A 23518-nucleotide genomic window follows, 5' to 3' on the forward strand; every position below is an offset into this window, starting at 1 on the left:
CATGCGTATTCTTACCCTTGTTGCCGCGTTGATGATGCCGCTTGCCACGCAGGCGCAGGATCATGCACCGATTCTGATGGACGTGACGGAGACACATATCCTGCCCCGGTTCGGCAAACTGCCGGAAACAACCGGTGCTCTGGTCAGCGCATCACGGGTGGATTGCGATCCGACCTCACCGGCGCTGCGCGCGGCTTATGATGCGGCCTTCGACAGCTGGGTTTCCGCCAGCCACCTGCGGTTCGGTCCGACCGAGGTCGACGATCGTGCGTTTGCCATGGCGTTCTGGCCCGATACGAAAGGGTTCACCTCAAAGGCCCTGTCCCAGCATCTCGCGGCCGAGGATAACGCTGTGCAAGACCCGAAAGCCTATGCCGAGACATCCATAGCGGGGCGCGGATTCTTTGCGCTCGAACGGATGCTGTTCGATCCCGCCTTTGCAGACCAGGGCAACACGGAATATCGCTGCGCGCTGATTCAGGCGATCTCGGCAGACATTGATGCCAATGCCCGGGCGATGGCCGAGGACTGGCAAGGCTATGCCCCCAGCCTGACCCGGCCCGACGAGAACAGCCGCTACCGAACACAGGACGAAGCCATGCAGGAGCTGTTCAAGGCTTTGTCCACGGGTCTTGAATTCACGGCCGACACACGGCTTGGTCGCCCGTTGGGCACGTTCGATCGCCCGCGCCCCAACCGCGCCGAAGCGTGGCGGTCGGAGCGGTCATTGCGCCATGTCGAGCTTTCGCTGATGGCCCTTCGTGATCTTGCGGCGCGGTTGGCCTTTGATCACCCCGAAATTGCCGCCGATCTGGATGCCGCCTTTGCGCGCGCGATCGAGAACGCCCAATCCATCGAAGACCCTGCTCTGGCCGGAGTCGCGGACCCACAAGCCCGGGTCCGAATCGAGGCCCTGCAACAGTCTATCCATGACATCCGCGCCATTGCTTCATCCGAACTTGGCCCGACACTGGGCATCAGCGCAGGCTTCAATTCGCTGGATGGGGACTGAACAATGACATCGCGTCGCCGCTTCCTTGCAGGGCTTGCCGCAACCTCTCTGCCTCCGATCCATGGATGGGCCTCGGTGGGCAGGCCGGAGTTTCTGGCCGCAGGGTTGTTTCCGGATGGTTCGTATCGACTGGCCGGGCTGGATGCACTGGGAACACTCCTCTTTTCCGTGCCCCTGCCCGCGCGTGGGCATGCGGCGGCGGCGCATCCGGTCAAGGCACAGGCCGTTGCCTTTGCGCGCCGTCCGGGCACCTTTGCCGTGGTGATTGATTGCGTGACGGGATCACCGGTCGCGCGGCTGATGACGCCGGAAGGTCGGCATTTCTATGGTCACGGTACTTTTTCAGCCGATGGCGCGATTTTCTTCGCCACGGAAAACGATTACGAGGCTGGAGAAGGTATCATAGGCGTCTGGGACGCAGAAACCTTTGCGCGCTTGGGCGAATTCCCGTCCGGCGGGGTCGGGCCGCATGACATGCGGCTGATGCCGGGTGGAAAAACGCTTGTGATTGCCAATGGCGGGATCGAAACCCACCCCGAAACCGGGCGCACGAAGATGAACCTGCCGACGATGGAGCCCAATCTGACATACCTTTCCCTGTCGGGCCTGGTTCAGGAACAGGTGTCGCTGACGCCTGCGCTTCACAAGAACTCGATCCGCCATCTGGCGGTCCGTCGCGACGGGCTGGTGGGTTTTGCGATGCAGTGGCAGGGCAGCAAAGCCGAACATCCGCCTTTGCTGGGTCTGCACCGTCAGGGGGAAACCCCGCACCTTCTGTCAGCGCCTGTGCAGGATCAGAGCCCGCTAAAGGGTTATGCGGGCAGCATCGCGTTCTCGGCGGATGGCGCAACCATCGCCATCACCTGCCCGCGCGGCAACGCGCTGCATCGGTTCGATGTGGCCAGTGGCACATTCAGGGATGCATTCGAGCTTCAGGATGTCTGCGGTCTTGGATCCGGCACCAGCGGTTTGGTTTTCACCACCGGAACCGGTGTGTTTGGCGCGTTGACCACTGCGCCCCCTGTGATCCGGACCCACGCTAAGTGTCAGTGGGACAACCACCTGATCCCGATCCGTCGCCCTGCGTAAAACTCGGTTTTCTCTGGCACATAGTTTACACTTGGAAGAATCAAACAGCTGCCGTATTGGCGGTCGCGAAACTGGCACTCCTAGGTTAAGGACCGACTTGATTGAAACAGACGCCGGACGCACCGCATTCCATCTACGGGGTTGAGAAATGGGGCAAAGGCCTCATCGAGGTGACGGAGCGGGGCGAAATCGGTCTGCGCAATCCCCTGGCGCCCGAGGTTGATGCGATCAGCCTGCCCGGCATTCTCAGCGACCTGGACGACCGCGGCATCAAGGCCCCAATGGTTCTGCGCGTCTCTTCCTATCTGGAACACGAGATCGCGCATCTGAATGAAAGCTTCCGGGATGCTATCGCCCGCGTGGGCTACAGGGGCAGCTATCGCGGTGTGTTCCCGATCAAGGTGAACCAGCAGGCACAGGTCGTCGACCGGATCGTCGAATTCGGCAAGAAATACAACTATGGGCTCGAGGCCGGGTCCAAACCCGAATTGGTGATCGCGCTGGCGCATCGCCTGGCCAGCGAAGCGCTGATCGTGTGCAACGGGGTAAAGGATGCCGAGTTCATCCAACTGGCAACCCTTTCCCGCAAGATCGGCTTCAACACGGTGATCGTTCTGGAAAGCCCGAAAGAGGCCGACACGGTGATCGAAGTCTACAAGGAATTGGGGATCGAACCGCTGATTGGTGTGCGGGTGAAACTGACCAACCAGATCAGTGGCAAATGGGAAGAAAGCTCGGGTGACCGGTCAGCCTTTGGCATGAACACCGATCAACTGGTGACCACTGTGGACAAGCTGCGCGACGCGGGCCTACTGCATTGCCTGAAATTGCAGCACTCGCATCTGGGATCGCAGGTACAGGACGTCAACGACGTGCGCCGCGCGGTGGGCGAGGCCTGCCGCTATTACACCGAACTGACCCGCGAGGGCGTGCCACTGACCCATCTGGATCTGGGCGGTGGCATGGGGGTGGATTACACCGGTGAAAAGAAGGCGGCTGAAAACTCGATCAACTACACGGTCGAGGAATACTGCGCCAATGTCGTGGAAACCGTGGCCTACGCGATGGATGAGGCCGGGATCGACCACCCCACGCTGGTCACTGAAAGCGGTCGTGCTGTGGTGGCGACGTCGTCGATGCTGGTGTTCAACGTGTTGGAAAGCACATTGTACGATGCGCCCAACGGCCCGGAGGTTGAACCCGACGATCATCACATGGTTTCGGACCTTGCCGCGGTGCACGGCTATCTCAGCAAAGATCGGCTTCAGGAATGCTGGAACGACGCCAATTTCTACCGCAACGAATTGCGCGCACTGTTCCGCCGTGGGTACGTAGACCTGCGCCAGATGGCCCGCGCCGAACGGATCTATCTGTCGCTGATGGCCCGCCTCAAGGCACTGGCAGCCAATGACGATCTGGAAACCGACGTGGACGACCAGCTCGAGAAGGTGGCCGATATCTACCACTGCAACTTTTCGCTGTTCCAATCCCTGCCCGACGTCTGGGCGATCGACCAGCTGCACCCAATTGTGCCGTTGCAAGGGCTGAACAAGACGCCAGATCGCCGCGCGGTTCTGTCCGACATCACCTGCGACAGCGACGGCAAGATCGACCGGTTCATTCTGGCTGATGGCGTCTCGCCCAGCTTGCCGGTGCATTCCCTGCCGGAAGAGGATGAATACTTCATGGGCGTCTTCTTCGTCGGCGCTTATCAGGAAACACTCGGTGATCTGCACAACTTGTTTGGCGACACCAACGTCGTCACAATCGACCTCCGCTCCGACGGTGGTTTTGATCTGCTGCACGAGCAAGAAGGCGACACGATCAGCCAGGTGCTGTCCTATGTCGAGTTCGATCCGACCGACTGCGTCGCCGCCTTCCGCAAAATGGTGGACGAGGCGATCTCGACCGGTACTCTGAAAGCCAAAGACCGCAAAACCCTGATGAGCGCCTATCGCGACTCGATCAACGGCTACACCTATTACGAATAGTGTTTTCATCTAACGCTAAAGCACGCTAAGGCCCCCGGTGGCTACGCGAAAAACCCATAAAAACAAGGGGCTTTACTTTTTCATCTGTCCGCGTTTTGTTTTCGACCTCGGAGCGAGCGGGTTAGCGGATTCCTAAATTTTCGGCCCTAGAACGGCCCTAAATGTGATAAAGGATATACAGATGAAACTGACAGAAGCGACGATAAAGAAGTCTTTGCCGGACTTGGGCCAAGGTGAATTACGGGACGACCAGATTAAGGGTCTGATCCTGCGCGGCAACAAGAACGCGGCCAGTTGGTCCTTGCGGTTTACCCATGAAGGCGAACGCCAGCGCCATACACTTGGCCGTTGGCCGGGGGTGAACCTAACGGACGCGCGGAAGGCTGCGCAACGCATCTACGGCCAGATTGCCGTGGGCCAAGCACCCGAGAAAGTTGCCCGCACACTTACGCTGGAAGAGGCACTGACCAAAGCCGAGAACGAAGGCTTTACGCATCTGAGCAATCCGCGCAATTACTTCGGCACCATGCGCAACCACCTTGGGCCGCTGCTGAAGCGTGACCTGCGCCGGATTACCAAGGCCGACATATTGGCCCAGTCCGACAAGCTGCGGAAAACCAAACAGCCGACCGCTGACCTGTTGCTGCGCGTGAGCAAGTCTGTGTTCCGGTGGTTGGCTGAACGTGGGTATTGCGAAGATATTCTGGAAGACCTGCGCGTGGCCCAAACCAACGTACGCGACGAATTCTTGTCGATTGACGAGGCCAAACAGGTTTTGGGGGTAAGTCACCAAATCCCCTATCCGTTCGGTCCCGCGTTTGCTGTGCTTTTGCTGACGGCTGGTCGGCGACAGGAAGTTTTGGCGATGCGCAAAAGCGAACTGGACCTTGAATCCGCGCTCTGGGAAATTCCTGGGTCTCGTACCAAGAACGGATTGGCGTGGCGCATCCCGCTTTCTGCCCCGGTTGTTGAACTGCTGACTGAGGCTCTGGAACTTGCGCCCGAAGGCGACTGGGTGTTTAGCACCACTGGTAAGCGGCCCTCTCTTGGCTTGGATAAGGCGCTCTCGACGTTGCGAACCCAAACCGGGCTGGCCGATCTAAAGCTACACGACTTCCGGCGCTCGTTCGCCACGGCGATGGCTGACCTTGGCTTTGAACCCGGTTCGGTTGACCGATATTTGAACCACGTCGCAGCCGCCACAAACTCGCGCCTGTCCCGCATTTACAACAAATCCGACATGCTGGTGCTGCGTCGGCGGATGGCGGACCAGTGGGCCGAAATTCTTGCTGAACCGGAAAAAGCCTAGATACGCTGGGGGGAGTTTACGGACGCTCAATTAACCGCTACCGTTGGCGGTACACCGACGAAGACCACGGCGGTGCATAAAGGATTACAGGGTTGGCGCTTAGATAGTACGCCAACCACCCCGCCCCCAGCGGATACTGGGGTGGCCTGTAAGACTGAAAAAATATGAAACCATCCGAATGGACTGAAACCGAACACCCAAAGTGGTGTGAATCGCGGCATGCTGTCGAGTTTGTGTCGGCCAGATACCGACCCGTCGGCGCTCGATATTTTGACAGGTATGAAGGGACCGTGAAGTTCCGTGGCAATCGCCGCATGTTCCTAGTCTCTGACCTGATTGACCACTTCGCCCGCGAAGAACAGGAAATGACTGACATCGCCGCCGACCATGAGGCTTTGGTGCGCAATGGCCGCAAAGGTGGTCGGCCTGCCTCTGTCGCGCGGAGGAAGTCGGCATGAGCGAACCCCAGTTTGCCAACCCACGCGACAAGCTCCGGTGGGTAATGGAACGCAACAGGCGCGAACGTGAAGGATTGCCCCCGCCGACGGTGGAGGAAGTCGAAGTGGACGCGGAAACCAAACGCAGGCGCGACAAGGAATGGGCCGACCGCCCACGGCGACCCGGTCGCAACGCTGTGTGGGACCCCGGTTTCTTTACGAAATCCGGAAACTGGATCCCCGGCAGATGGTTCCAGCAAGGGAAGCGTTAGTGGAACTAGCTTTTCGCACTGCACACGTTAAAGTTGTAGGGCCCCCGCTGGGTCAAGCAGGGGTCCAATAATCCGGGTGAGAGCGCCCGGTGAGGCCAACAAGGAATGTGAAACTTGATGACTCCCCGTAACATAGCCTCGAAAATCCTTACGAAAAAGGGTTTTCTAGCCTGTGGTAAGCAGGGATACAGGACTCAAAGGATTAAAGCCCCATACAGAAACGGGAGGCCCGATGCTCTCGGAACCTCCCATATGACCGATAACCAATCGGGGCATGTAATCAACTATAGGCCTAGCTTATCCAGCTATCCAAGTAAAGCCCCGAACCTAGATTTAGGGGGGCAAGAATGTCCGACAATCAATCCCAAGTCGAACACCAAGATCGCACCGAAGCCGAAACAGCAACGTGGGTTGCACGGGTACCAGCACTAGACGATGAACCGCAGTTTCTGCGCAGTCCGTTAACGCAACGCGGCGCACAATACGAATTCACTGCCGCCTATCCGCATCGCAAAATGGTCGCTGCGCCGGACGGTTCCCGTATGCTGGAACGCACACTGTTTATCCGCGTCCGGTATGACGCCGCCGATGGCGCTAAAACCTACCGCACTTGGTACGCGACTATAGAAGCCGGCAAGGACGGATGGCGTACCAAGAATATGGTGGACGTGCTGTTACCTGCGCTCGGTGGTTCGTGGCCGCTGTACAATTTGCACCTGCTACAGAACGGCAATCCCCAGGAGCACGAAATCTGGGTCGTTGGCGGGGAGAAAACAGCCGACCACATAAACAATGTGCTCTGCCCGGAAAACGTTATCGCTGTGTCGGCGACCGTTATGGGCGAGATGGATAGTTTTAACAAACGCGACAGCTACGACTGGTCCGAGCTTAACCGATATTCGCGCGTGGTCGTGTTTGCCGATAACGACCGCAAAGGCCGCACATCCGCACAGCTGGTGGCTTCGCTAAACCCCGGCTGGCTGGTGGCGCAACTGGCCGACCCAGACCGTTATCCCAACGGGTGGGACTTAGCTGATACCGACGACATGCGCGAGGTCGAAGCACTGCGTAACGGAGCCTTGCCTCTAAGCGAGCTAGAAGAAAACCTGCTACCGAACGCATTGGGCGAGGTGTTGGATCGCCACGTCCGGTTCGTGGACGACCGTTTTGTCTGTATAGATATGCCGGGTGCTGGCTACTGCTATGTAAGTCGGTCGCTGCTGGCTTCGGATAGCTCTGGGGTGCCGCCGCTGCTGGATCGCAAGAAACTTATCGAGGTAAACGAACCCCACAGCGAAGCCTTTATGGGTCGTGGCGGTGGGGCGCACTGGATTAACCCAGCTATGTCGTACCTGCGGTCTAGTAACGTCACCCGGCATGAAGGGCTGGTGTACGAGGATTTGGATTATTCGGGTCCGGGCTTTAATCTGTTTCGCGGCTATAACTACGCACCCACCGAAGGCGATACGTCTAGCGTGGAGGAACTTGTGCTGGACCTTATCTGTGGCGGCGACGCTGGCCTAGCCACATGGATATGGCACTGGTGGGCCGATATGCTACAGAACCCAACCACCAAGCCACCGGGCTTCGGTTCTGCGCTGGTTATGTTTGGGCCGCAGAACACGGGCAAAAGCACACTGGCTGACTTTATGCTGCACCCGTTCCACAAGGCCAATCGGTTCGCTGGTGGCGACAGCCGCGTATTCCAAGAAACCTTCAACGGGTTCCTGTACGGCGTTACTCCGGTAAAGATGGAGGAAGCCGGGTTTGGCCGCGACAAGCGATGGTACGACCGCCAGAAAGACCTAATAACCAATCCCGAATTCGCCATGCGCAAAATGTACCGCGACCCCATAAACCTAAAACTGGCTGCGCGGTTTATTATGCCCACAAACCAAGAGGACCCGATAAACCTAGATAACACCGACCGCCGCTTTACGATGATACACGTGGATGGCAAAAACAAAGGGTCGCGCGGCGAAAAATACTGGCGCGAACTTCGCAATAGATGGGAAAGCGGAGTGGCCGCTGCCACGCTACACAAACTGCTGGCGACAAACGTAGACCGGGTTCTGGTTAACCACGGATACGAAACCGCCGCCAAAGCACAGCAGAAACTTACCAGCGACCCGCTGCTCGGTGTCCTGGCTGATATGGCCTATGCTGGTGGTGCCTACGACATAAAAAACAATGTCGCTCGGGTTGCGACCACTTGGCTGCTGGAAAAGATCCGCAAGGCCGACGGCCACACAAGGGAAACACTGCACTCGCTGGGTGCGCGTTTGCGATACATGGGCTTCGAACACGCCCGAGATATTGCGTTCCCCAAACGGTCGCAGATCGGGCAGTCGTCCGTGCTTAAAGACCCGGTCGTCCTTACGCAGGTGGCCTATGGTCGAGGGTTCGAGCTTGGCACTCTAAGCGAACTGCGGCAGAAGCTGGAAGGCTTTGGCATTCCGACGCCAGATACACCGACCGACTGGGAACCAATCCGACCAGAAGAAGTGCGCGGCGCAACGACTGCGGACGACGATGCGGCAGCGGATAAGGTAACCAAACCAAAGAACGACGGATAGTTCCGTCGGTTTGCAGGGTAGTTTCCGTCGGTTTATGGGTACCATCCGACGGAGATAACCCACTGTACAAGAACAACAAAAATAAATTCCGTCGGTTTGCCGCTTCCGTCGCTTTGTATACCGACCTTTTATATACATTCTCTCTTCTCCTCTCTCCTCTCTTTCTCTTAACTATATTTCTTTTAGAAAGAGACGAAGAGACGAAAATAAAAGAACTTATTGTTATTGCTGGTAAAAAGCTCCGTCGCTATCCGACCAAGAGCGACGGCATAGCATACAAAGCGACGACAACAGATTGTTGTGCCTTACAGCCAAGCCAACGCCTATGCCCAGCACAGTAAAGGCGCGGCGGCGCTAACCGGGGCGCTGAGGCCAAAACCCAAACATGTTTGTCCCTAGCGCGCCCCTACCCGCGCTTTTACTTTTCGTGCTGATTTTTAACGAATTTTACCCCACGCATGCCCATAGTCCCGCACCCAAGCGTAGCCGCCCGGAAGAACGCGCAGAGAGGCCGTTAAGGGGTTTTCGCGTGGCGCTATACTACCCGGCACCTGTTTCGGCGCCGCTCGGGCCGTTTTAGGTGGGGTATTTTGTTACCGCAATTTTCGGGGTTATGCTTTCGGCGCAACTCAACTTAAAGGAGATTTTCTAATATGTCTGGTAACACACGCGCCGACAATGTTGCACAGCCCGATTACGTCGAAGTCCCGATGGATTTGCCCCAGTCGCAGGTAGATACTTGGTGCACCGTAACCAGAGGCTTACCCCGAGGTCACTTTGAGCCGCACCACGAACCTTTGCTGCGCCGATATTGCCAGTTAGTCCACATGATGAACGAACTGACCAATTGGGAAAATAAGGTGATGGCGAAACACGGTATCGACGGGATGTTTTACGTTACCGACAGCGGCCAGCACAAGAACCGCCCACAGGTGGACCGGGCTGCTGCTGTTACCACCGAACTGATCAAGCTGGCGACCAAACTGCAGATCTTGCCGAGTTACAGCCAAGCGACCGCCACCAAACGCGCCGAGGCCGCACAGGATCGTGCAATAACGGGAGATGCGGAAGGTCTACTTTTCAATAAAAACCGGCATTAGTGCCGAGTGAATATCAAACAATCCGAACTTCGGCAGCCGGATATTGTTTAGAGCAGACACTCGCCACTTCCTGCAAACCGGCTGACCGCTTAATGCGGGAACCGGACATTGATTTGAACAGGACCTACGTCCGAGTTGCGGACAGAACGGACACGCACAATCAGCTTGACAACTGGACTTCGCCTTCAATTTCTATCGCGAAGCCCAATGGTAGACCGGACACACCAATGGCTGATCGAGCGTGGCGACCTACGTTTGCTCCAAAGACTTCAATGATGAGATCGCTGAAGCCATTCACGACCAGATGCTGTTCTGTGTATCCTGGGCTCGACGCGACCATTCCAAATACACGTGTCCAACCGGCAATTCGGGACAGCTCGCCGATTTCTGCTTTCATATTTGCGAAAACAGACAGCGCAATACTTCGCGCCTCAGCCTGGGCTTCTTCGGTAGTGAAATCGACCCCCACCACTCCGAATGGACCTGCAATACTGCCGTCGCTCGCACTCTTTGGGCTTCCGGAAAATAGCAATCTGTCACCACGCACATTAACGAAGGAAAAAGGCAGGTTGACCCCGATTGGAGGCTTTGCGGGTGCAGGTAGGCTTAACCCCAGTGCATCCATTCTTTCTTCTGGTGTTGCCATGTTTGGTCTCAGAACATCGTTTCTTCTGGGCTAACATACCAGACGATCAAGCGCACGTCGGCCTTTGGCTTGAAACCGCAGTTCGCTGCAGGTCTCTCGAACTACTGCTCTGCGGACAAATCTGCCGTTCGAATTGATAGACTGAGCGACACGTCTTACCCGATCGTCAGTTCTTGAAGCCTTTTCCACTACTCTGAGAAAAATGCGGTTAGGGTCGATTGTAAGGTCCTAAACGCAGGATTCCCCAGCCAAGGGATATGATTTGATGAATCCAGCACAACCAACTCGGCTTTGGCAATGCCAGCCGCCAGCTTTTGTGCCTCCGCTAACGGGTGAACACTGTCACGGCGGGAATGCAGGATCAGGGTGGGGCAAGTGATTAAGGGCAACAATGCCCTATTTGAATGGGTATTGATAACATCGCGTCGACGAACCTCCAATTCTGCGGAAGAGCCTCCTTGCATCATACTGGCATAAGCTTTGACCGACTCCAATGGCCCTTCTGGATGGTAACTCATCATCATTGCTTGCACCAAACTGCTGTCGGGCGAAGGCCATCCTTCCTTGATCAAAGCGCGTAACGGTTCACTGACACTTTCAGGAGCGCCATCGCGAATGGCTCGTCCATCCGAATAGCCTCCCAACATAGCCAATCGCGAGACCCGCTTGGGACTATGTGAGGCAAAATGCAAAGCCACCGAGCAGCCGCCAGATTGAGAGTAGAGAGCAAAGTCGTCAAATCCCAAAGCATCTGCGAGCCAGCCGATTTCTTCGGCTTTCTCGGCAATTGCCAGCCGGTCGGATGTTCGGTCGGATTGGCCTACACCAACGGGGTCGTACCGGATCAAGGTGTTGTGCTGAGAAATTGTCTGGAACCGCGTTCGCTCAAAGGACAGCTGCCACTCAGCTTCCAAATCTCTGCTTTGGTATTCAACCATTATGACAGGTGAACCGTTTCCTGTGACAGCATAAGCCATCGAATGCCCCGAAGGCAGGCGCACATAGCGAATGCGTTGCACTTCATTATCAATCTGCGGCGCTTCTGGAACTTGGCGTACTATTGTAACTGCTGCCACCATCTGCAACCCGCGACGAGCCACAGTCCGGATAATCGCCTGTGTCTTGCCATCGTCCCCGACGGATTTGCGCGCGGCGGCTATGCGAGCGCTGATGGCAGAGTCAGAGACAATCCTGCCTTGCCAAACTTCTTCAATGATCTCGCCCTTGTCGAGAAGGCGGCCGGGGTTTCTCACCAGCAAGGAAAGCAAGTCAAACACTTGCGGCTCGACCGAAACCTCGACGCCCTTCCTCATTAAAACATGCGCGTCGTCATCCAGAATGCAGTCGGCAAAAGCATATCGCATGGGCAACCGAACCACGGGGGGCGGGACATAACAAGCTCCAAAAGTCAAATCAGGAAAATCGCAGGAGTTTCTAAAGATTGTCTTCAAGCAAAGGCTGCTGCCTTGCGCGATGCTGCTCTAAACCAGTAACAAGGAGATGGCCAAATGACCCTGATGCCCCAGATTGAACTTTTAAAGCACAAAGCCACAAAACATCAAACCACCACGCATCTCGAACGCGAGGCAGAAAAACTCCTTCGTGAAAAGCGTTCGGGTCAGTTGGCAAGACTTTGGCAGGTCTTGGTCGAGCGGATCCATAGGCATCAACCCGCGAAGACCAACGCTGTTCCGGCTCTGAAGTAATGCCGAAGCACTTCCGGTTCGGGCTCGAAGCAGTCATTCGCTGCAACTTGCTTGAACGACTGCTACGCGGACTTTTCGGACCTTGCAATCCTTTGGGATATGTCAATTGTTCCTATGCTTTTTTGACCGTGCATGATGGCGCATGTCAGTTCCGAATAGTTCCTTGGGGAGAGCAAGAAGGCTGGGTGTTACTAGAGCCCCCTATTGAGCCCGGCCTTCGTCCAAAGATTACCAGTTGACAGGGTGTTTCTTGCGGTATCGATTTGTCAAAAGCCTCAGATGTATTTTCACAAATCATTCACAAACCCTTTTTAACCCTTTCAAAGAAACAACAGGAGGATCAACGATGTTCAAAAGTTTTTCCGAGCCTTGGCGCTTTCTATCGCAAGCCCTTACATTCTCAGCCTGCATAGGCCTTGCTACGGGGCAGGCGCTTGCCTGCACAGGCATTGTACTGCATGCTAAAGATGGGGGTACCGTTCCCGCAAGAACGCTGGAATTTGGCTTCGATATCCAATCGAACATCTATGCTGTACCTGCAGGCACCGAGATTGAGACTCTGGCACTGGATGCTGACCAAAGCGGCTTCACCTATACCGCAAAGTACGGGTTCCTCGGAGCCAACGCGTTCGACTTCCCGATCGTTTTTGATGGCATGAACACGGAAGGCCTCTATTTCGGGGCATTCTATTTTGCCGGTGACGCGGTGTTTGGAGAGGCAACGGAGGATAACCGAGACCGCGCTGTTTCCTCGGACGAACTTGGAAACTGGATCCTGGGCCAGTTCAGCACTGTGGCCGAAGTGCGCGCAGCTTTGCCGAAAATCGATGTCGTAGGCACCCATATCGACGTCATCAATAGCTTTGCACCGTTCCACTATTCGGTTGTCGATGCGTCCGGCGCGTCGATTGTGATCCAATACACCGCGGAAGGTCTGACCATCTATGAGAATTCTGTAAACACCGTCACCAACAATCCATCATATGATTGGCACCTGACCAACCTGCGCAACTATATCGGTCTTCAGGCTGAAAACCGAGAGGCAATCTCTGTTGGTGATCTGTCACTACCAGCGTTTGGACAGGGAAGCGGTATGGTTGGTCTGCCCGGTGACTTCTCATCACCGTCGCGTTTTGTGCGCGCTGTTGCTTTCGCCAACTCCGCCCTGCCTTCTTCAACAACGGATGATGCGGTTTTTCAGGCTTTCCATATTCTCAACGCCTTCGACATACCAAAGGGTGCGATCCGTGATACCGGCCCGGACGGTGTTCATACTGATTACACAGTATGGTCTTCTGCAGCCGATACCGCCAAACGCACCTACTACTACAAGACATACATCACTCAGGCAGTGGAGATGGTTGATGTTCGTGCAGTAGTCGGTAGCCTGGACGCGCCGTCTGTACTGACGATGGAGAGTGGATTTGCAGCAATTGACCGCACCTCGGATTTTTAGGGTTTGAGTGCGACCAATGCCTGCCAAAAAGAACGCTCAGATACGCCGTTGAACGCAGTGAAAACCAAGGCCAAGCCCGAGGTTTGACCAAAAAATAAAAAGGAAAGACAAATGAGTTTGCTGAACCGTCGAAGCCTGTTGAAAGCCAGCGTATCAACATTGGCAGTTTTGTTGCCTTTTGGTGCTGCCGTTGGGCAAACCTCTTCGCTTTCTGATCTCGGCGCCAAAGTTGTTCCGCTCCCGACAGTCACTGTCTACACCGCCCGGGAAATTCTTACACTCGATCCGGCTAAACCCGTGGTGGATGCTGTCGCAGTTGTGGACGGGCGCATTCTTCTGACCGGCAACCTCGATGAGGTTGTGGATACGCTAAAGGGGCAACGTCACACGGTTGACACCAGATTTTCTGACAAAGTGATTGTGCCGGGTTTCATTGCTCAACATGACCATCCCTTGTTAGCCGCGCTCACGATGTCTTCGGAAATCCTGTCGATCGAGGATTGGGTGTTGCCCTTTGGAACCGTTCCGGCCGTGCGGGACAAACAGGACTTTGTGGACCGTTTGACACAGGCAGTCCAAGCGAGGACAGACCCGACTGAACCGGTCGTGTCATGGGGGTACCACCCGGCGTTTTACGGGTCGCTCACACGCGAAGAACTCGATGCGATCAGCGATACACAACCGATATTGGTTTGGGCGCGGTCCTGCCACGAAATGATCCTGAACAGCGTTGCGCTTGAAATCGGGGGGGTTACCCAAGAATTGGTAGACGGATTTTCTCCGACTGAGAAAATGCAATCGAACTTTGCCGAGGGCCGGTTCTGGGAGCAGGGATTGTTTGCGGTTTTGCCGAATATCGCGCTTTTGGCAGCTTCGTCTGAGCGGTTGCAAGCCGGGTTGGAACTTACCCGGGATTACATGCACTCTAAGGGCGTTACTTTTGGAAATGAGCCCGGTGGCATTCTGTCCAAGCCTGTACAGGACGGTATAAATGCGGTGTTTTCTAGCCCAGACATGCCTTTCCGCTGGTCCTTCATGCCGGATGCAAAATCGATGGTACAGGCGTACAGCGACGATGCTCAGGTGATCGCCGAAACAGAAAAACTCAGCAGTTGGTATGGCGGAATGACAAGCCTTGCGCCTATGCAGGCCAAGCTGTTTGCAGATGGTGCGATCTATTCCTTGTTGATGAAAGTCCGCGACGCCTATCTTGATGGGCACGAAGGCGAGTGGATGATGGACAAGAGTGACTTTGACCGCGCGTTCCGGATTTATTGGGATGCCGGTTATCAGATTCATGTGCATGTTAACGGAGATGCAGGTCTGGATCGTGTACTGGATGCACTTGAGATGAACCTACGCCGGAATCCGCGATATGATCACCGCACAGTTCTGGTGCACTTCGCGGTCAGCGCCGAAGATCAGGTGAAACGGATCGCGGATCTAGGCGCGATTGTCAGCGCCAACCCGTATTATGTGACGGCGCTTGCCGATCAATATTCCAAAGTTGGTCTGGGCCCTGAACGCGCGGATTCCATGGTGCGGATCGGCGACGTGTCCCGCGCGGGTATTGCGTGGTCTCTGCATTCGGACATGCCAATGGCTCCGGGAGATCCGCTGTTCCTGATGTGGAGTGCTGTAAACCGGGTCACGTCTTCCGGTCGGGTAGCGGGCCCGGAACAGAGGGTCAGCGCAGAAGATGCGTTACGTGGAGTGACAATCGAGGCCGCATACTCGCTCAAACTAGAACATGAGATCGGCAGCATTGAGTCGGGAAAGCGCGCTAACTTTACAGTTCTTGATCGTAACCCGCTCAAAGTCGATCCTATGGAAATCCGGGATGTAAAGGTTTGGGGAACTGTTTTGGAGGGTCGAATCCAACCAGTTGAATCTCGCGAAAAGAAAGCGTCGCTGAACAAGCCCCTCCAGGACGGGTCAAGCCGCGCGTTCGCCGAAGCATCCTTCCAACATGCACTCAAGGTAGTGCATTCTCACCTGTAGCTTTTAATGAAGTGCTCAGGCTAAATCGGATGACCGCTGCGGGCTCGAAGCAGACGTTCGCTGCACTCGGTGTGAACGACCGCTGTGCGGACAAAACGGTCATTCGCAAAACCGTGCCTTCTGTCGCCATAGGCCCATTCACGACCTTATGAACTCTGTCAAACGCTGTGGTGCAGTTTCACAAGAGCAGCCGTTCATGCATCGTGCAGCATCCATTGCCAGAGAACAGCGGACGCGTGGGCAAATTGGTCCGTTTCGGCGGCAGCATGTCCACGCCCCAATCCAGCGTGGTGTCAGAAACCGGAAATGATCCATTTTTTCGGATCAAGGCTGCGTGCAAAGATGCAATCTGCGCAAAAAACAACGCTGTTTTCAAAGGCGCTCCACGAGCACACCTTGTCCGCCTGGCGGACACTGAGCCGGACAGAAGTTCTCTCCGGTACCGTCTCTTTCTAGTTTGGTTGCGCAGCTGTGGAAGGAAATGAAATGCCAATTCAATCTTTGGGCTATCTTGGTGTGCGATCCGACCGGACGGATGACTGGAAGCAATTCGCAAGTAAAGTACTTGCCATGCATCTCGCTGATCACGGCGGGCGCCAACTTTCTTTCCGGATGGATGATTTGGTGCAGCGCCTGGTGATATCCGATGAACCCGGCGAAACGCTTGCCTTCATCGGCTGGGAACTTTCGCAGAAATCAGACCTGCAAGATTACGCCGCCCGGCTGGACAATGCGGGACATAAGGTTGGGCAGGGAAGCCGTGAATTGGCAGACCGCAGGTTTGTCGAAGACCTGATCGTATTTCACGATCCTGCGGGAAACCGGATCGAACTGGTGTGGAACCCACAAAAAGCCGAAGACCCCTTTACGCCGGGGCGGCCGATCGACGGCTTTAAAACCGGCCCGCTTGGAATGGGGCATGCGGTGTTGCACGTGCCCGATGCGACGGCTCTATTACCGTTCTATCGCGATGTGCTGGGATTTGCCGTCAGTGACTATGGTCTGAAACCAGTGCCGCTCTACTTTTTCCACGTCAACGGGCGGCATCACAGCTTTGCCATAGTTGGCTCGGGCAATTCGGGGTTTCACCACTTCATGGTCGAATATCACAACCTTGATGACGTTGGTCAGGGTTATGACCTAGCCTGCCAGGAAGAGGATGGCATTGCCTATACGCTGGGGCGCCATACCAATGACTACATGACCAGCTTCTACGCCAACAGCCCCTCGGGTTTCTTTGTCGAAAACGGATGGGGTGGGCGCGTGATCGACCCCGCGACCTGGGAGCCACATGAAACAAAGTGCGGCCCCAGTTTCTGGGGTCACGACCGTCTTTACTTGTCCGAGTCAGGGCGGGAACCTTTTGTCGACATGCGGCTCAAGGCCGCTGAGGACGGGTTGCGCGCGCCGCCCGTAGTCGATTGCCCATGGCTATATGAAACCCGTGGGCGTGGCTGAGAGAGGGGAACCTGATGGCACAGATTACCAAACATTTTGATGTCGCCATTGTCGGCTATGGGCCAACTGGTGCGACGCTGGCCAATCTGCTCGCCGAATGCGGTGTGAGTGTGGCTGTCATCGAGCGCGAGGCGGCGATTTATCATCTCCCCCGGGCTGTGCACTTTGACGGTGAAACCATGCGGGTTTTTCAGGCCGCAGGCGTAGCCGAGCAGCTGAATGAAAAAGTGCGGGTCAATCCGGGTATGCGCTTTGTCGATCAACAAAGAAATCTGCTGATGGACTGGCCCCGTCCGCAAGGGATTGGACCGCAGGGGTGGCATTCAAGTTATCGCCTTCACCAACCTGACCTTGAGAAGCTGTTGCGTGACAAACTGACCAGCCGCGACACTGCGATGATTCTGACAGAAACTGAGGTTGTTAGCGTCGAGGATCAGGGCGAAGAGGTTACTTTGTACTGTCGCAAAGCTGGCGACGAGCACAGCACAATGGTTAAGGCCAATTTCGTTGTCGGCTGTGACGGTGCTCGATCTTTGCTGCGTGAAGCCATCGGTTCTGGCATGGACGATCTGGGGTTTGACGAACGTTGGTTGGTCGTGGACCTATTGCTTAAGAGGGACCGCCCCGATCTGGGTGATCACACGGTTCAGTTCAGCAACCCTGATCGTCCAATGACCTATTGCCGAAGCCCGGAAAACCGGCGGCGGTGGGAAATCACGGTTCTAGATGACGAAACCGACGACGAGGTTTTGCAAACCGCGCGCATATGGGATTTTCTTGCGCCCTGGATTGGCCCCGAGGATGCGGATCTGGAACGGAGCGCGGTCTACACGTTTCGATCTGCAATCGCGCAGAACTGGCGCAAAGGTCGATTGATGATCGCCGGAGATGCCGCACATCTGACACCGCCTTTTATGGGTCAAGGCATGTGCGCGGGGATCCGTGACGCCGCCAATCTGGCGTGGAAACTGGCGCTTTGCGTCAATGGCGAAACCGGAATTGACTTGCTGGACAGCTATCAAGCCGAGCGCGCGCCCCACGTGCGCACGTTCATCGAAACGGCGGTGCGCTTAGGTGGTTTGATCAATACGATGGATCGCGACACCGCGCTGGCACGAACAGAAGCTGATTGCGACGGAAAGGCTCGCATGGAGTTCACCTCGCCCCCACTTGGTCGCAGTGATTTGGCCAGCCTCGTGGTTGGCAACACGCCGCACACCGGGCACCTGTTCAGCCAGCCGACACTCAGTGACGGTCAGCGGCTTGATGATGCCATCGGGTATGCACCAGTGCTTGTGGTGCGTCACAAACTGCCCCGTGATGTCGTGCCAGCCATGCGCGTTCTTGATGGAGAAGCGCATCCTGCCTTTGCAGATGCGTTGGACGAAATTGGGGCAAATGCCGTTCTGCTGCGCCCTGACCGATACATCGCCGCTAGCGCCATGACTCAGACAGACATCAAAGCAATTGCAGCTATGAGCCTGCCAACCCCTTACAAAACCATCATAGAAAGAGAGCCCGTAAAATGAAACTTGCTTCCCTGAAAACTGGCGGGCGCGACGGCACGCTGGTCGTTGTGTCCCGTGATCTTTCCCGTTTGACTTTGGCCACATCCGTGGCACCCACACTGCGCGAAGCGATCGAAGACTGGCAGACCGCCGAGCCTGCCCTGCGCAACCTTGAAAAACAACTCGAGGACGGCGTCGTCGATTCCATGTCGTATGATCCGGCGGCACTGGCCTCACCGTTGCCGCGAGCGTTCCAGTGGGCGGACGGTAGCGCCTATCTCAGCCATATGCGGCTTGTACGCAAGGCGCGCGGCGTTGACATGCCTGCAAATTCGGAATCCGACCCGTTGCTCTATCAAGGTGGTGGCGACGGGTTTCTTGGACCGGTCGACCCAATCCCCTGCGTCGATACCGATTGGGGTCTGGATTTCGAGGGCGAAATTGCCGTGGTCACAGATGACGTGCCGATGGGATGCACGGCCAAGCAGGCCAGATCGCATATCAAACTGATCATGCTGTGCAACGATGTAAGCCTGCGCCATGTCATGCGCCCAGAACTGGTTAAAGGATTTGGCTTCTTCCAGTCGAAACCCGCAAGTTCCTTCTCGCCCGTGTGCGTAACCCCCGACGAGCTGGGAGAGGCCTGGACTGGTGGGCGCATCAACCTGTCACTAGTCACGACTTACAACGGTGACGAATTCGGATGCGTCGACGCGGGCGCGGATCTGAACTTTGAGTTTCCCGAGCTGATCGCCCACGCCGCGCGTACCCGCGACCTATCGGCCGGCACGATCATCGGGTCGGGCACTGTCAGCAATGAAAACCACCAAGAGGTGGGTTCATCCTGTCTGGCTGAAAAGCGTATGATTGAAACCATTCGCGATGGCGAGCCGACAACCCGGTTCATGCAACCCGGCGACACAATCCGGTTCGAGATGCTGGACCACGACGGCACCAGCGTGTTCGGCGCTATTGACCAGTCGGTTGTGGCCGGGTGAAACTGCATCATGGGCGGACAGAACGCCCCCCTGATCGTGATGGATAAATGGCGGCAAACTCTGAAACTGTCCGCGCGCTTGCGCGTGGATTGAATATCCTGCGATATCTCAACCGGGTCGGCGCAACCCGTCCGGGTGAAATCGCGTCAGAGCTGGGTTTGCCTCGCCCAACGGTTTATCGCTTGCTGCACACGCTGGAAGAAGAGGGCTATGTCCTCTGTTCCGCCAGCGATGCCCGGGTGCGTGTGTCGCCTTTGGCCGCGGCATTGGGAGACAATGTGTCGGTGCGCTCGCGCCTTTGTCAGGTGGCGGCACCAGTTATGGCGGAATTCACCGAAACCCACGCCTGGCCAGCCGATCTTTCCACCTATGAAGACGCCCATATGGTGATCCAGGAATCGACCCATGGCCGCAGCCCGTTGTCGGTGGACCCAGGGATGGTCGGCTTTTCCCTGCCCATTCTGCGCTCGTCAGCGGGGCGGGCCTATCTTTCGGTCTGTGGTTCGCGCGAGCTGGAGATGATTATCGAGTTATTGCGCGCCGAAAACCTTCCCGAAGACATGCCGTTCCTCAGAAAAAGATGGCTAGAGGAAAACCTGACGATCTATGCCGAACAGGGATACGCCACCCGTGGCCCACACACATTCAGGCCCAAAACATCCAGCCTGGCCGTGCCTATCCTAACTGATGATCGCGCGGTCGGCTGCTTGTCGATTATCTGGGTCACCAAGGCCATGAACATGGATCAGGCGATCAAGCGTTATGCCGACGCTTTGCAGTTTGCTGCGGCGAACATCGCCACCGAATATGAAACCCTTGAAATTTCGGGTCGGCCTTAACGGCGTCTGTGGGCATATGGCGCGCTTCAAAACGCAAAGTGTCCGCCACGCGGACAGCTGGACGCAAGAGCATATTTTTTTTGTGCTCTGAAGCGCTAGAATTTCGCCAAGAAATGGGAGGAAACACACATCATGAAACATACTTTGATCACAGGTCTTGCCGCCGGCGCGATGTCGATTGCATCCATGGCAGCGCAGGCCGCTGACACCACACTGACGATTTCGTCTTGGGCCCCGCCAACGCATGGCGTCAACGCCATGATCTGGCCTGAGCTAACCAAAATGATCGAAGAGGCCACCGACGGGCGGGTCAGTGCCGAAGTCAAATATGGTCTGGGCAGCCCTCCGGCGCAATTCGACCTGGTGCTTGACGGTGCGGCCGATATCACCTGGATCTTCCACGGCTATTCGCCTGGCCGCTTCGTGTCGACGAAAATGATCGAACTTCCGGGCTACGAGGGTAACGCCGAGGCCGCGTCGGTCGCAAGCTGGCGGGCGTATGACACATTCTTTGCCGATTTGAATGAGCACAAGGGCGTCAAGGTTCTGGCGATGATGACCCATGGCCCGGGCGTACTGCATTCGAACGTGCAGATCACCGCGCTTGAAGACATTTCTGGAATGAAGTTGCGACTAGGTGGCGGCGTGTCTGGCGATGTCGGGGCTGCACTGGGGGCAACGGGCATCCGTGTGCCCGCTCCAAAAGTCTATGAAACATTGGAATCGAATGCCGCAGACGGTGTGATGATGCCGATGGAGGCGAAGAAGAGCTTCAAACTGTTCGAAGTTGCCAAAAACTCTTACGAAGTTCCGGGCGGGTTCTATCGTGGATCTTTCGCCATCATCATGAACCAGGACACATTCGACAGGCTGTCTGATGCCGATCGCGCTGCACTGGATAAGGTATTTGGCGAAAACTTGTCACGCGCTGCGGGCAAAGCCTGGGACCAGATCGATGCGGCTGGCATCGAATCGCTGCACGCGAATTCCGACAATGCACTGACACAGGCCTCGGCTGACGATGCGGCCAAGTGGCAGGCACTTACAGGACCGCTGATTGAAAAGGTCCTCTCCGAGGTCAGTGCAAAGGGCGTCGATGCAGTTGCCGCGCATGCCTTTATCGTCGAGCAGATGTCCGCCGAGTGACCTGACCGCACGTTCAGCGTTTCAAAACACCAACAACAAGGCCCTTCATTGGGCCTTGTTTCATACAGTGGACCCACCATCATGACTGAACAAGATGACCAAACCTCAAATCCAGCGCAAAACTGGGACATGTCGCTGCGACAAACAAGTCCCTGGCGCTATATCGCCGTTGCCCCGACATGGTTTGCGGCCGGTATCTTGTTCCTGTTGATGTCGATGACATTTGCAGATGTCGTTTTGCGCAGCCTGTTTGGCAACCCGATTGAATCGGCAACCGAATTAACGCGACTGTTCATGGCCATCATCGTGTTTTCGTCTCTGCCTATCGTCAGTTGGAAAGGCGCGAACATCGTGGTTGATCTTATGGACCCGCTATTTTCCCGTCGCCTTGCGGCCCTGCGCGACTTTGTAATTGATCTTGCGTGCGGATTCTTTCTGTTGTGGCCCGCAAAGCGGGTCTGGGAACTTGCCGAACGTGCGCGCGAATACGGCGATGTCAGCGAATACCTCAACCTACCACAACACTATGTCGGTTGGTTCATCTCCGTTTTCACCCTTGTCACTGCAATCACCTTCATTGCCCGTGCCGTCGCGCGAGTAATTTCCCCAACAAAGGCAAACTTCTGATGCTGTTTTCCATCCTTGGCCTGGCTGCGGTCCTTTTCCTTGTGTTCCTGCGGATGCCGATTGCGATAGCAATGGGGTTTGTGGGGTTTGTCGGCTATGCTGAACTGCGCGGGTTTCGTGCCTCGATTTCTATGGTCGGTCGGTTGATCATAGACACCGCACAGGACTACGGGCTGTCGGTTGTCCCACTGTTCATCCTGATGGGGCTTTTCGTGAATAAGGGCGGACTGTCGCGCGAATTGTATCAGGTATCTTACGCCTTTATGGGTCACTTTCGAGGTGGGCTGGCAATGGCGACAATCGTTGCTTGTGCCGGATTTTCGGCCATCTGCGGCTCGTCCCTGGCGACTGCTGCCACGATGTCAAAAGTCGCGATGCCTCAAATGCGCAAATACAATTATGCTGACAGCCTGTCGACGGCATCCATCGCCGCCGGGGGCACGTTGGGGATTCTTATACCGCCCTCTGTCATTCTTGTTATCTATGGTTTGCTGACCGAAACCAGCATCGGAAAATTGTTCATCGCCGGTATCATCCCGGGATTGCTCGGGGTCGTTCTTTACCTTGCGGCAGTGCGCTACACGATCCTGCGCAACCCAGAGGCCGGCCCCGCCGGGGATCGCGCGAGCTGGGTTGATCGTGCCAAGGCTTTGAAAGGCGTGTGGGCGGTACTTCTGTTGTTCTTCATTGTAATCGGCGGGTTGTACGGAGTTTTGGACTTCTGGCCACTGAATTTGACATTTTCCCCGACCGAGGCGGCAGGTATGGGCGCGGCAGGAGCCTTTCTGATCGCTTTTTCGCGGCGCAGACTCAGCTTTGCTGCAACGATGCAGGTCTTGATCGAAACCGCCCAGACGACCGCCGCTCTGTTTACTGTTCTGATCGGCGCCTGGGTGTTTTCAAACTTTGTGAACCTTGCCGGCCTGCCGGAAGCGCTGCGCGCCACGGTTTCCTCTGCGGGTCTGGGGCCAATGACGGTAATGCTGATGATCCTTGGCGTCTATGTCATCCTCGGATGTGTTTTCGAAAGCCTTTCGATGCTATTGCTGACTGTGCCGATCTTTTTTCCACTGGTCACGAGCCTAGGCTTTGATCCGGTCTGGTTCGGCATCATTGTTGTCGTCGTCACCGAAATCAGCCTGATTACACCACCGGTCGGATTGAATGTCTTTGTCCTCAAAGGCGTTGTTGGGAACGTGTCGACAGCAACGATCTTCAAAGGCGTCACGCCATTCTGGGTCGTCGACATCATCCGCTTGGCCGTGTTGGTACTTGTACCAACACTGGTGCTGTTCCTGCCAAACTCTATGCACTAGCGAGTGGTGCCTCCCAAAAGGACGCTAACCA

The 23518-nt window shown here is 56.1% G+C and carries 20 protein-coding genes and 1 pseudogene; 18 read left to right on the forward strand and 3 right to left on the reverse strand.

What is annotated here, in order from left to right; translation table 11 throughout:
- Nucleotide 1: 1 nt before the first annotated feature.
- The 8 genes from AC2FLP_RS09545 (at nucleotide 2) to AC2FLP_RS09580 (ending at nucleotide 9786) form a co-directional block, all read left to right on the forward strand.
- Complete coding sequence (locus tag AC2FLP_RS09545; protein WP_496683465.1) at nucleotides 2–1012, forward strand: imelysin family protein; 1011 nt, start codon at nucleotides 2–4, stop codon at nucleotides 1010–1012.
- Between the two features lie 3 nt (nucleotides 1013–1015).
- Complete coding sequence (locus tag AC2FLP_RS09550; RefSeq protein WP_496683463.1) at nucleotides 1016–2101, forward strand: DUF1513 domain-containing protein; 1086 nt, start codon at nucleotides 1016–1018, stop codon at nucleotides 2099–2101.
- A gap of 101 nt (nucleotides 2102–2202) precedes the next feature.
- Nucleotides 2203–4092, forward strand: coding sequence for a biosynthetic arginine decarboxylase (gene speA / locus AC2FLP_RS09555; RefSeq protein ID WP_299895238.1), 1890 nt, complete (start codon nucleotides 2203–2205; stop codon nucleotides 4090–4092).
- A gap of 181 nt (nucleotides 4093–4273) precedes the next feature.
- On the forward strand, nucleotides 4274–5401 hold the full coding sequence (locus tag AC2FLP_RS09560) for a tyrosine-type recombinase/integrase (protein ID WP_496683461.1): 1128 nt from the start codon (nucleotides 4274–4276) through the stop codon (nucleotides 5399–5401).
- 314 nt (nucleotides 5402–5715) lie between these two features.
- Nucleotides 5716–5859 carry a hypothetical protein gene (locus AC2FLP_RS09565; RefSeq protein ID WP_496683459.1) on the forward strand — a complete coding sequence of 48 codons (144 nt, stop codon included), beginning with the start codon at nucleotides 5716–5718 and terminating at the stop codon, nucleotides 5857–5859.
- Complete coding sequence (locus AC2FLP_RS09570; RefSeq protein ID WP_496683457.1) at nucleotides 5856–6110, forward strand: hypothetical protein; 255 nt, start codon at nucleotides 5856–5858, stop codon at nucleotides 6108–6110. Before AC2FLP_RS09565 ends, AC2FLP_RS09570 begins: the two co-directional genes overlap by 4 nt.
- A 347-nt stretch (nucleotides 6111–6457) precedes the next feature.
- Nucleotides 6458–8686, forward strand: a complete 2229-nt coding sequence (locus AC2FLP_RS09575; protein ID WP_496683455.1) for a DUF5906 domain-containing protein — start codon at nucleotides 6458–6460, stop codon at nucleotides 8684–8686.
- A 653-nt stretch (nucleotides 8687–9339) separates the two neighbouring features.
- Nucleotides 9340–9786: a hypothetical protein gene (locus AC2FLP_RS09580; RefSeq protein ID WP_496683453.1), complete on the forward strand. Its 447-nt coding sequence runs from the start codon at nucleotides 9340–9342 to the stop codon at nucleotides 9784–9786.
- A gap of 160 nt (nucleotides 9787–9946) precedes the next feature.
- On the opposite strand, the gene AC2FLP_RS09585 is transcribed toward AC2FLP_RS09580, so the two are convergent.
- The 3 genes and pseudogenes from AC2FLP_RS09585 to AC2FLP_RS09595 form a co-directional block, all read right to left on the reverse strand.
- On the reverse strand, nucleotides 9947–10432 hold the full coding sequence (locus AC2FLP_RS09585; protein WP_481668677.1) for a RidA family protein: 486 nt from the start codon (nucleotides 10430–10432) through the stop codon (nucleotides 9947–9949).
- A gap of 188 nt (nucleotides 10433–10620) precedes the next feature.
- Nucleotides 10621–11511 (reverse strand): alpha/beta fold hydrolase, encoded by an 891-nt coding sequence (locus AC2FLP_RS09590; RefSeq protein ID WP_496710055.1) that lies wholly within the window; start codon nucleotides 11509–11511, stop codon nucleotides 10621–10623.
- A gap of 18 nt (nucleotides 11512–11529) precedes the next feature.
- Nucleotides 11530–11796, reverse strand: a pseudogene (locus AC2FLP_RS09595) (winged helix-turn-helix domain-containing protein); the annotation flags it as partial.
- 144 nt (nucleotides 11797–11940) lie between these two features.
- On the opposite strand from AC2FLP_RS09595, the gene AC2FLP_RS09600 reads away from it, so the two are divergent.
- The 10 genes from AC2FLP_RS09600 to AC2FLP_RS09645 all read left to right on the forward strand — a co-directional run bounded on the left by AC2FLP_RS09600 (nucleotide 11941) and on the right by AC2FLP_RS09645 (nucleotide 23487).
- Complete coding sequence (locus tag AC2FLP_RS09600; RefSeq protein ID WP_496683449.1) at nucleotides 11941–12138, forward strand: hypothetical protein; 198 nt, start codon at nucleotides 11941–11943, stop codon at nucleotides 12136–12138.
- 346 nt (nucleotides 12139–12484) lie between these two features.
- A complete protein-coding gene (locus AC2FLP_RS09605; protein WP_050602985.1) occupies nucleotides 12485–13594 on the forward strand; it encodes a linear amide C-N hydrolase in 1110 nt (369 codons plus the stop codon).
- Between the two features lie 111 nt (nucleotides 13595–13705).
- Nucleotides 13706–15595, forward strand: coding sequence for an amidohydrolase (locus AC2FLP_RS09610; protein ID WP_496683447.1), 1890 nt, complete (start codon nucleotides 13706–13708; stop codon nucleotides 15593–15595).
- A gap of 486 nt (nucleotides 15596–16081) precedes the next feature.
- Nucleotides 16082–17053 carry a VOC family protein gene (locus tag AC2FLP_RS09615; RefSeq protein ID WP_496683444.1) on the forward strand — a complete coding sequence of 324 codons (972 nt, stop codon included), beginning with the start codon at nucleotides 16082–16084 and terminating at the stop codon, nucleotides 17051–17053.
- A gap of 14 nt (nucleotides 17054–17067) precedes the next feature.
- Nucleotides 17068–18582 (forward strand): bifunctional 3-(3-hydroxy-phenyl)propionate/3-hydroxycinnamic acid hydroxylase MhpA, encoded by a 1515-nt coding sequence (gene mhpA / locus AC2FLP_RS09620; RefSeq protein ID WP_299353562.1) that lies wholly within the window; start codon nucleotides 17068–17070, stop codon nucleotides 18580–18582.
- Complete coding sequence (locus AC2FLP_RS09625) at nucleotides 18579–19559, forward strand: fumarylacetoacetate hydrolase family protein (protein ID WP_299353559.1); 981 nt, start codon at nucleotides 18579–18581, stop codon at nucleotides 19557–19559. The genes mhpA and AC2FLP_RS09625 overlap by 4 nt, the downstream gene beginning before the upstream one ends.
- Before the next feature lie 47 nt (nucleotides 19560–19606).
- On the forward strand, nucleotides 19607–20398 hold the full coding sequence (locus tag AC2FLP_RS09630; RefSeq protein WP_299985868.1) for a DNA-binding transcriptional regulator: 792 nt from the start codon (nucleotides 19607–19609) through the stop codon (nucleotides 20396–20398).
- Nucleotides 20399–20530: 132 nt separating this feature from the next.
- Nucleotides 20531–21544: a TRAP transporter substrate-binding protein gene (locus AC2FLP_RS09635; protein WP_299353554.1), complete on the forward strand. Its 1014-nt coding sequence runs from the start codon at nucleotides 20531–20533 to the stop codon at nucleotides 21542–21544.
- 81 nt (nucleotides 21545–21625) lie between these two features.
- Nucleotides 21626–22171 carry a TRAP transporter small permease gene (locus tag AC2FLP_RS09640; RefSeq protein WP_299985866.1) on the forward strand — a complete coding sequence of 182 codons (546 nt, stop codon included), beginning with the start codon at nucleotides 21626–21628 and terminating at the stop codon, nucleotides 22169–22171.
- Entirely contained in the window at nucleotides 22171–23487 is a 1317-nt protein-coding gene (locus AC2FLP_RS09645; protein ID WP_299353548.1) for a TRAP transporter large permease, read from the forward strand. The genes AC2FLP_RS09640 and AC2FLP_RS09645 overlap by 1 nt, the downstream gene beginning before the upstream one ends.
- Nucleotides 23488–23518 lie beyond the last annotated feature (31 nt).

The organism is Ruegeria sp. CDSA141 (genome assembly GCF_059612005.1).

Excerpts from the sequence above, each read along its gene's own strand:
- AC2FLP_RS09545 (WP_496683465.1), top strand. The coding sequence starts at position 2 with ATGCGTATTCTTACCCTTGTTGCCGCGTTGATGATGCCGCTTGCCACG.
- AC2FLP_RS09550 (WP_496683463.1), top strand. The coding sequence starts at position 1,016 with ATGACATCGCGTCGCCGCTTCCTTGCAGGGCTTGCCGCAACCTCTCTG.
- AC2FLP_RS09560 (WP_496683461.1), top strand. The coding sequence starts at position 4,274 with ATGAAACTGACAGAAGCGACGATAAAGAAGTCTTTGCCGGACTTGGGC.
- AC2FLP_RS09565 (WP_496683459.1), top strand. The coding sequence starts at position 5,716 with ATGTTCCTAGTCTCTGACCTGATTGACCACTTCGCCCGCGAAGAACAG.
- AC2FLP_RS09570 (WP_496683457.1), top strand. The coding sequence starts at position 5,856 with ATGAGCGAACCCCAGTTTGCCAACCCACGCGACAAGCTCCGGTGGGTA.
- AC2FLP_RS09575 (WP_496683455.1), top strand. The coding sequence starts at position 6,458 with ATGTCCGACAATCAATCCCAAGTCGAACACCAAGATCGCACCGAAGCC.
- AC2FLP_RS09580 (WP_496683453.1), top strand. The coding sequence starts at position 9,340 with ATGTCTGGTAACACACGCGCCGACAATGTTGCACAGCCCGATTACGTC.
- AC2FLP_RS09585 (WP_481668677.1), bottom strand. The coding sequence starts at position 10,432 with ATGGCAACACCAGAAGAAAGAATGGATGCACTGGGGTTAAGCCTACCT.
- AC2FLP_RS09590 (WP_496710055.1), bottom strand. The coding sequence starts at position 11,511 with ATGGTGGCAGCAGTTACAATAGTACGCCAAGTTCCAGAAGCGCCGCAG.
- AC2FLP_RS09600 (WP_496683449.1), top strand. The coding sequence starts at position 11,941 with ATGACCCTGATGCCCCAGATTGAACTTTTAAAGCACAAAGCCACAAAA.
- AC2FLP_RS09605 (WP_050602985.1), top strand. The coding sequence starts at position 12,485 with ATGTTCAAAAGTTTTTCCGAGCCTTGGCGCTTTCTATCGCAAGCCCTT.
- AC2FLP_RS09610 (WP_496683447.1), top strand. The coding sequence starts at position 13,706 with ATGAGTTTGCTGAACCGTCGAAGCCTGTTGAAAGCCAGCGTATCAACA.
- AC2FLP_RS09615 (WP_496683444.1), top strand. The coding sequence starts at position 16,082 with ATGCCAATTCAATCTTTGGGCTATCTTGGTGTGCGATCCGACCGGACG.
- mhpA (WP_299353562.1), top strand. The coding sequence starts at position 17,068 with ATGGCACAGATTACCAAACATTTTGATGTCGCCATTGTCGGCTATGGG.
- AC2FLP_RS09625 (WP_299353559.1), top strand. The coding sequence starts at position 18,579 with ATGAAACTTGCTTCCCTGAAAACTGGCGGGCGCGACGGCACGCTGGTC.
- AC2FLP_RS09630 (WP_299985868.1), top strand. The coding sequence starts at position 19,607 with ATGGCGGCAAACTCTGAAACTGTCCGCGCGCTTGCGCGTGGATTGAAT.
- AC2FLP_RS09635 (WP_299353554.1), top strand. The coding sequence starts at position 20,531 with ATGAAACATACTTTGATCACAGGTCTTGCCGCCGGCGCGATGTCGATT.
- AC2FLP_RS09640 (WP_299985866.1), top strand. The coding sequence starts at position 21,626 with ATGACTGAACAAGATGACCAAACCTCAAATCCAGCGCAAAACTGGGAC.
- AC2FLP_RS09645 (WP_299353548.1), top strand. The coding sequence starts at position 22,171 with ATGCTGTTTTCCATCCTTGGCCTGGCTGCGGTCCTTTTCCTTGTGTTC.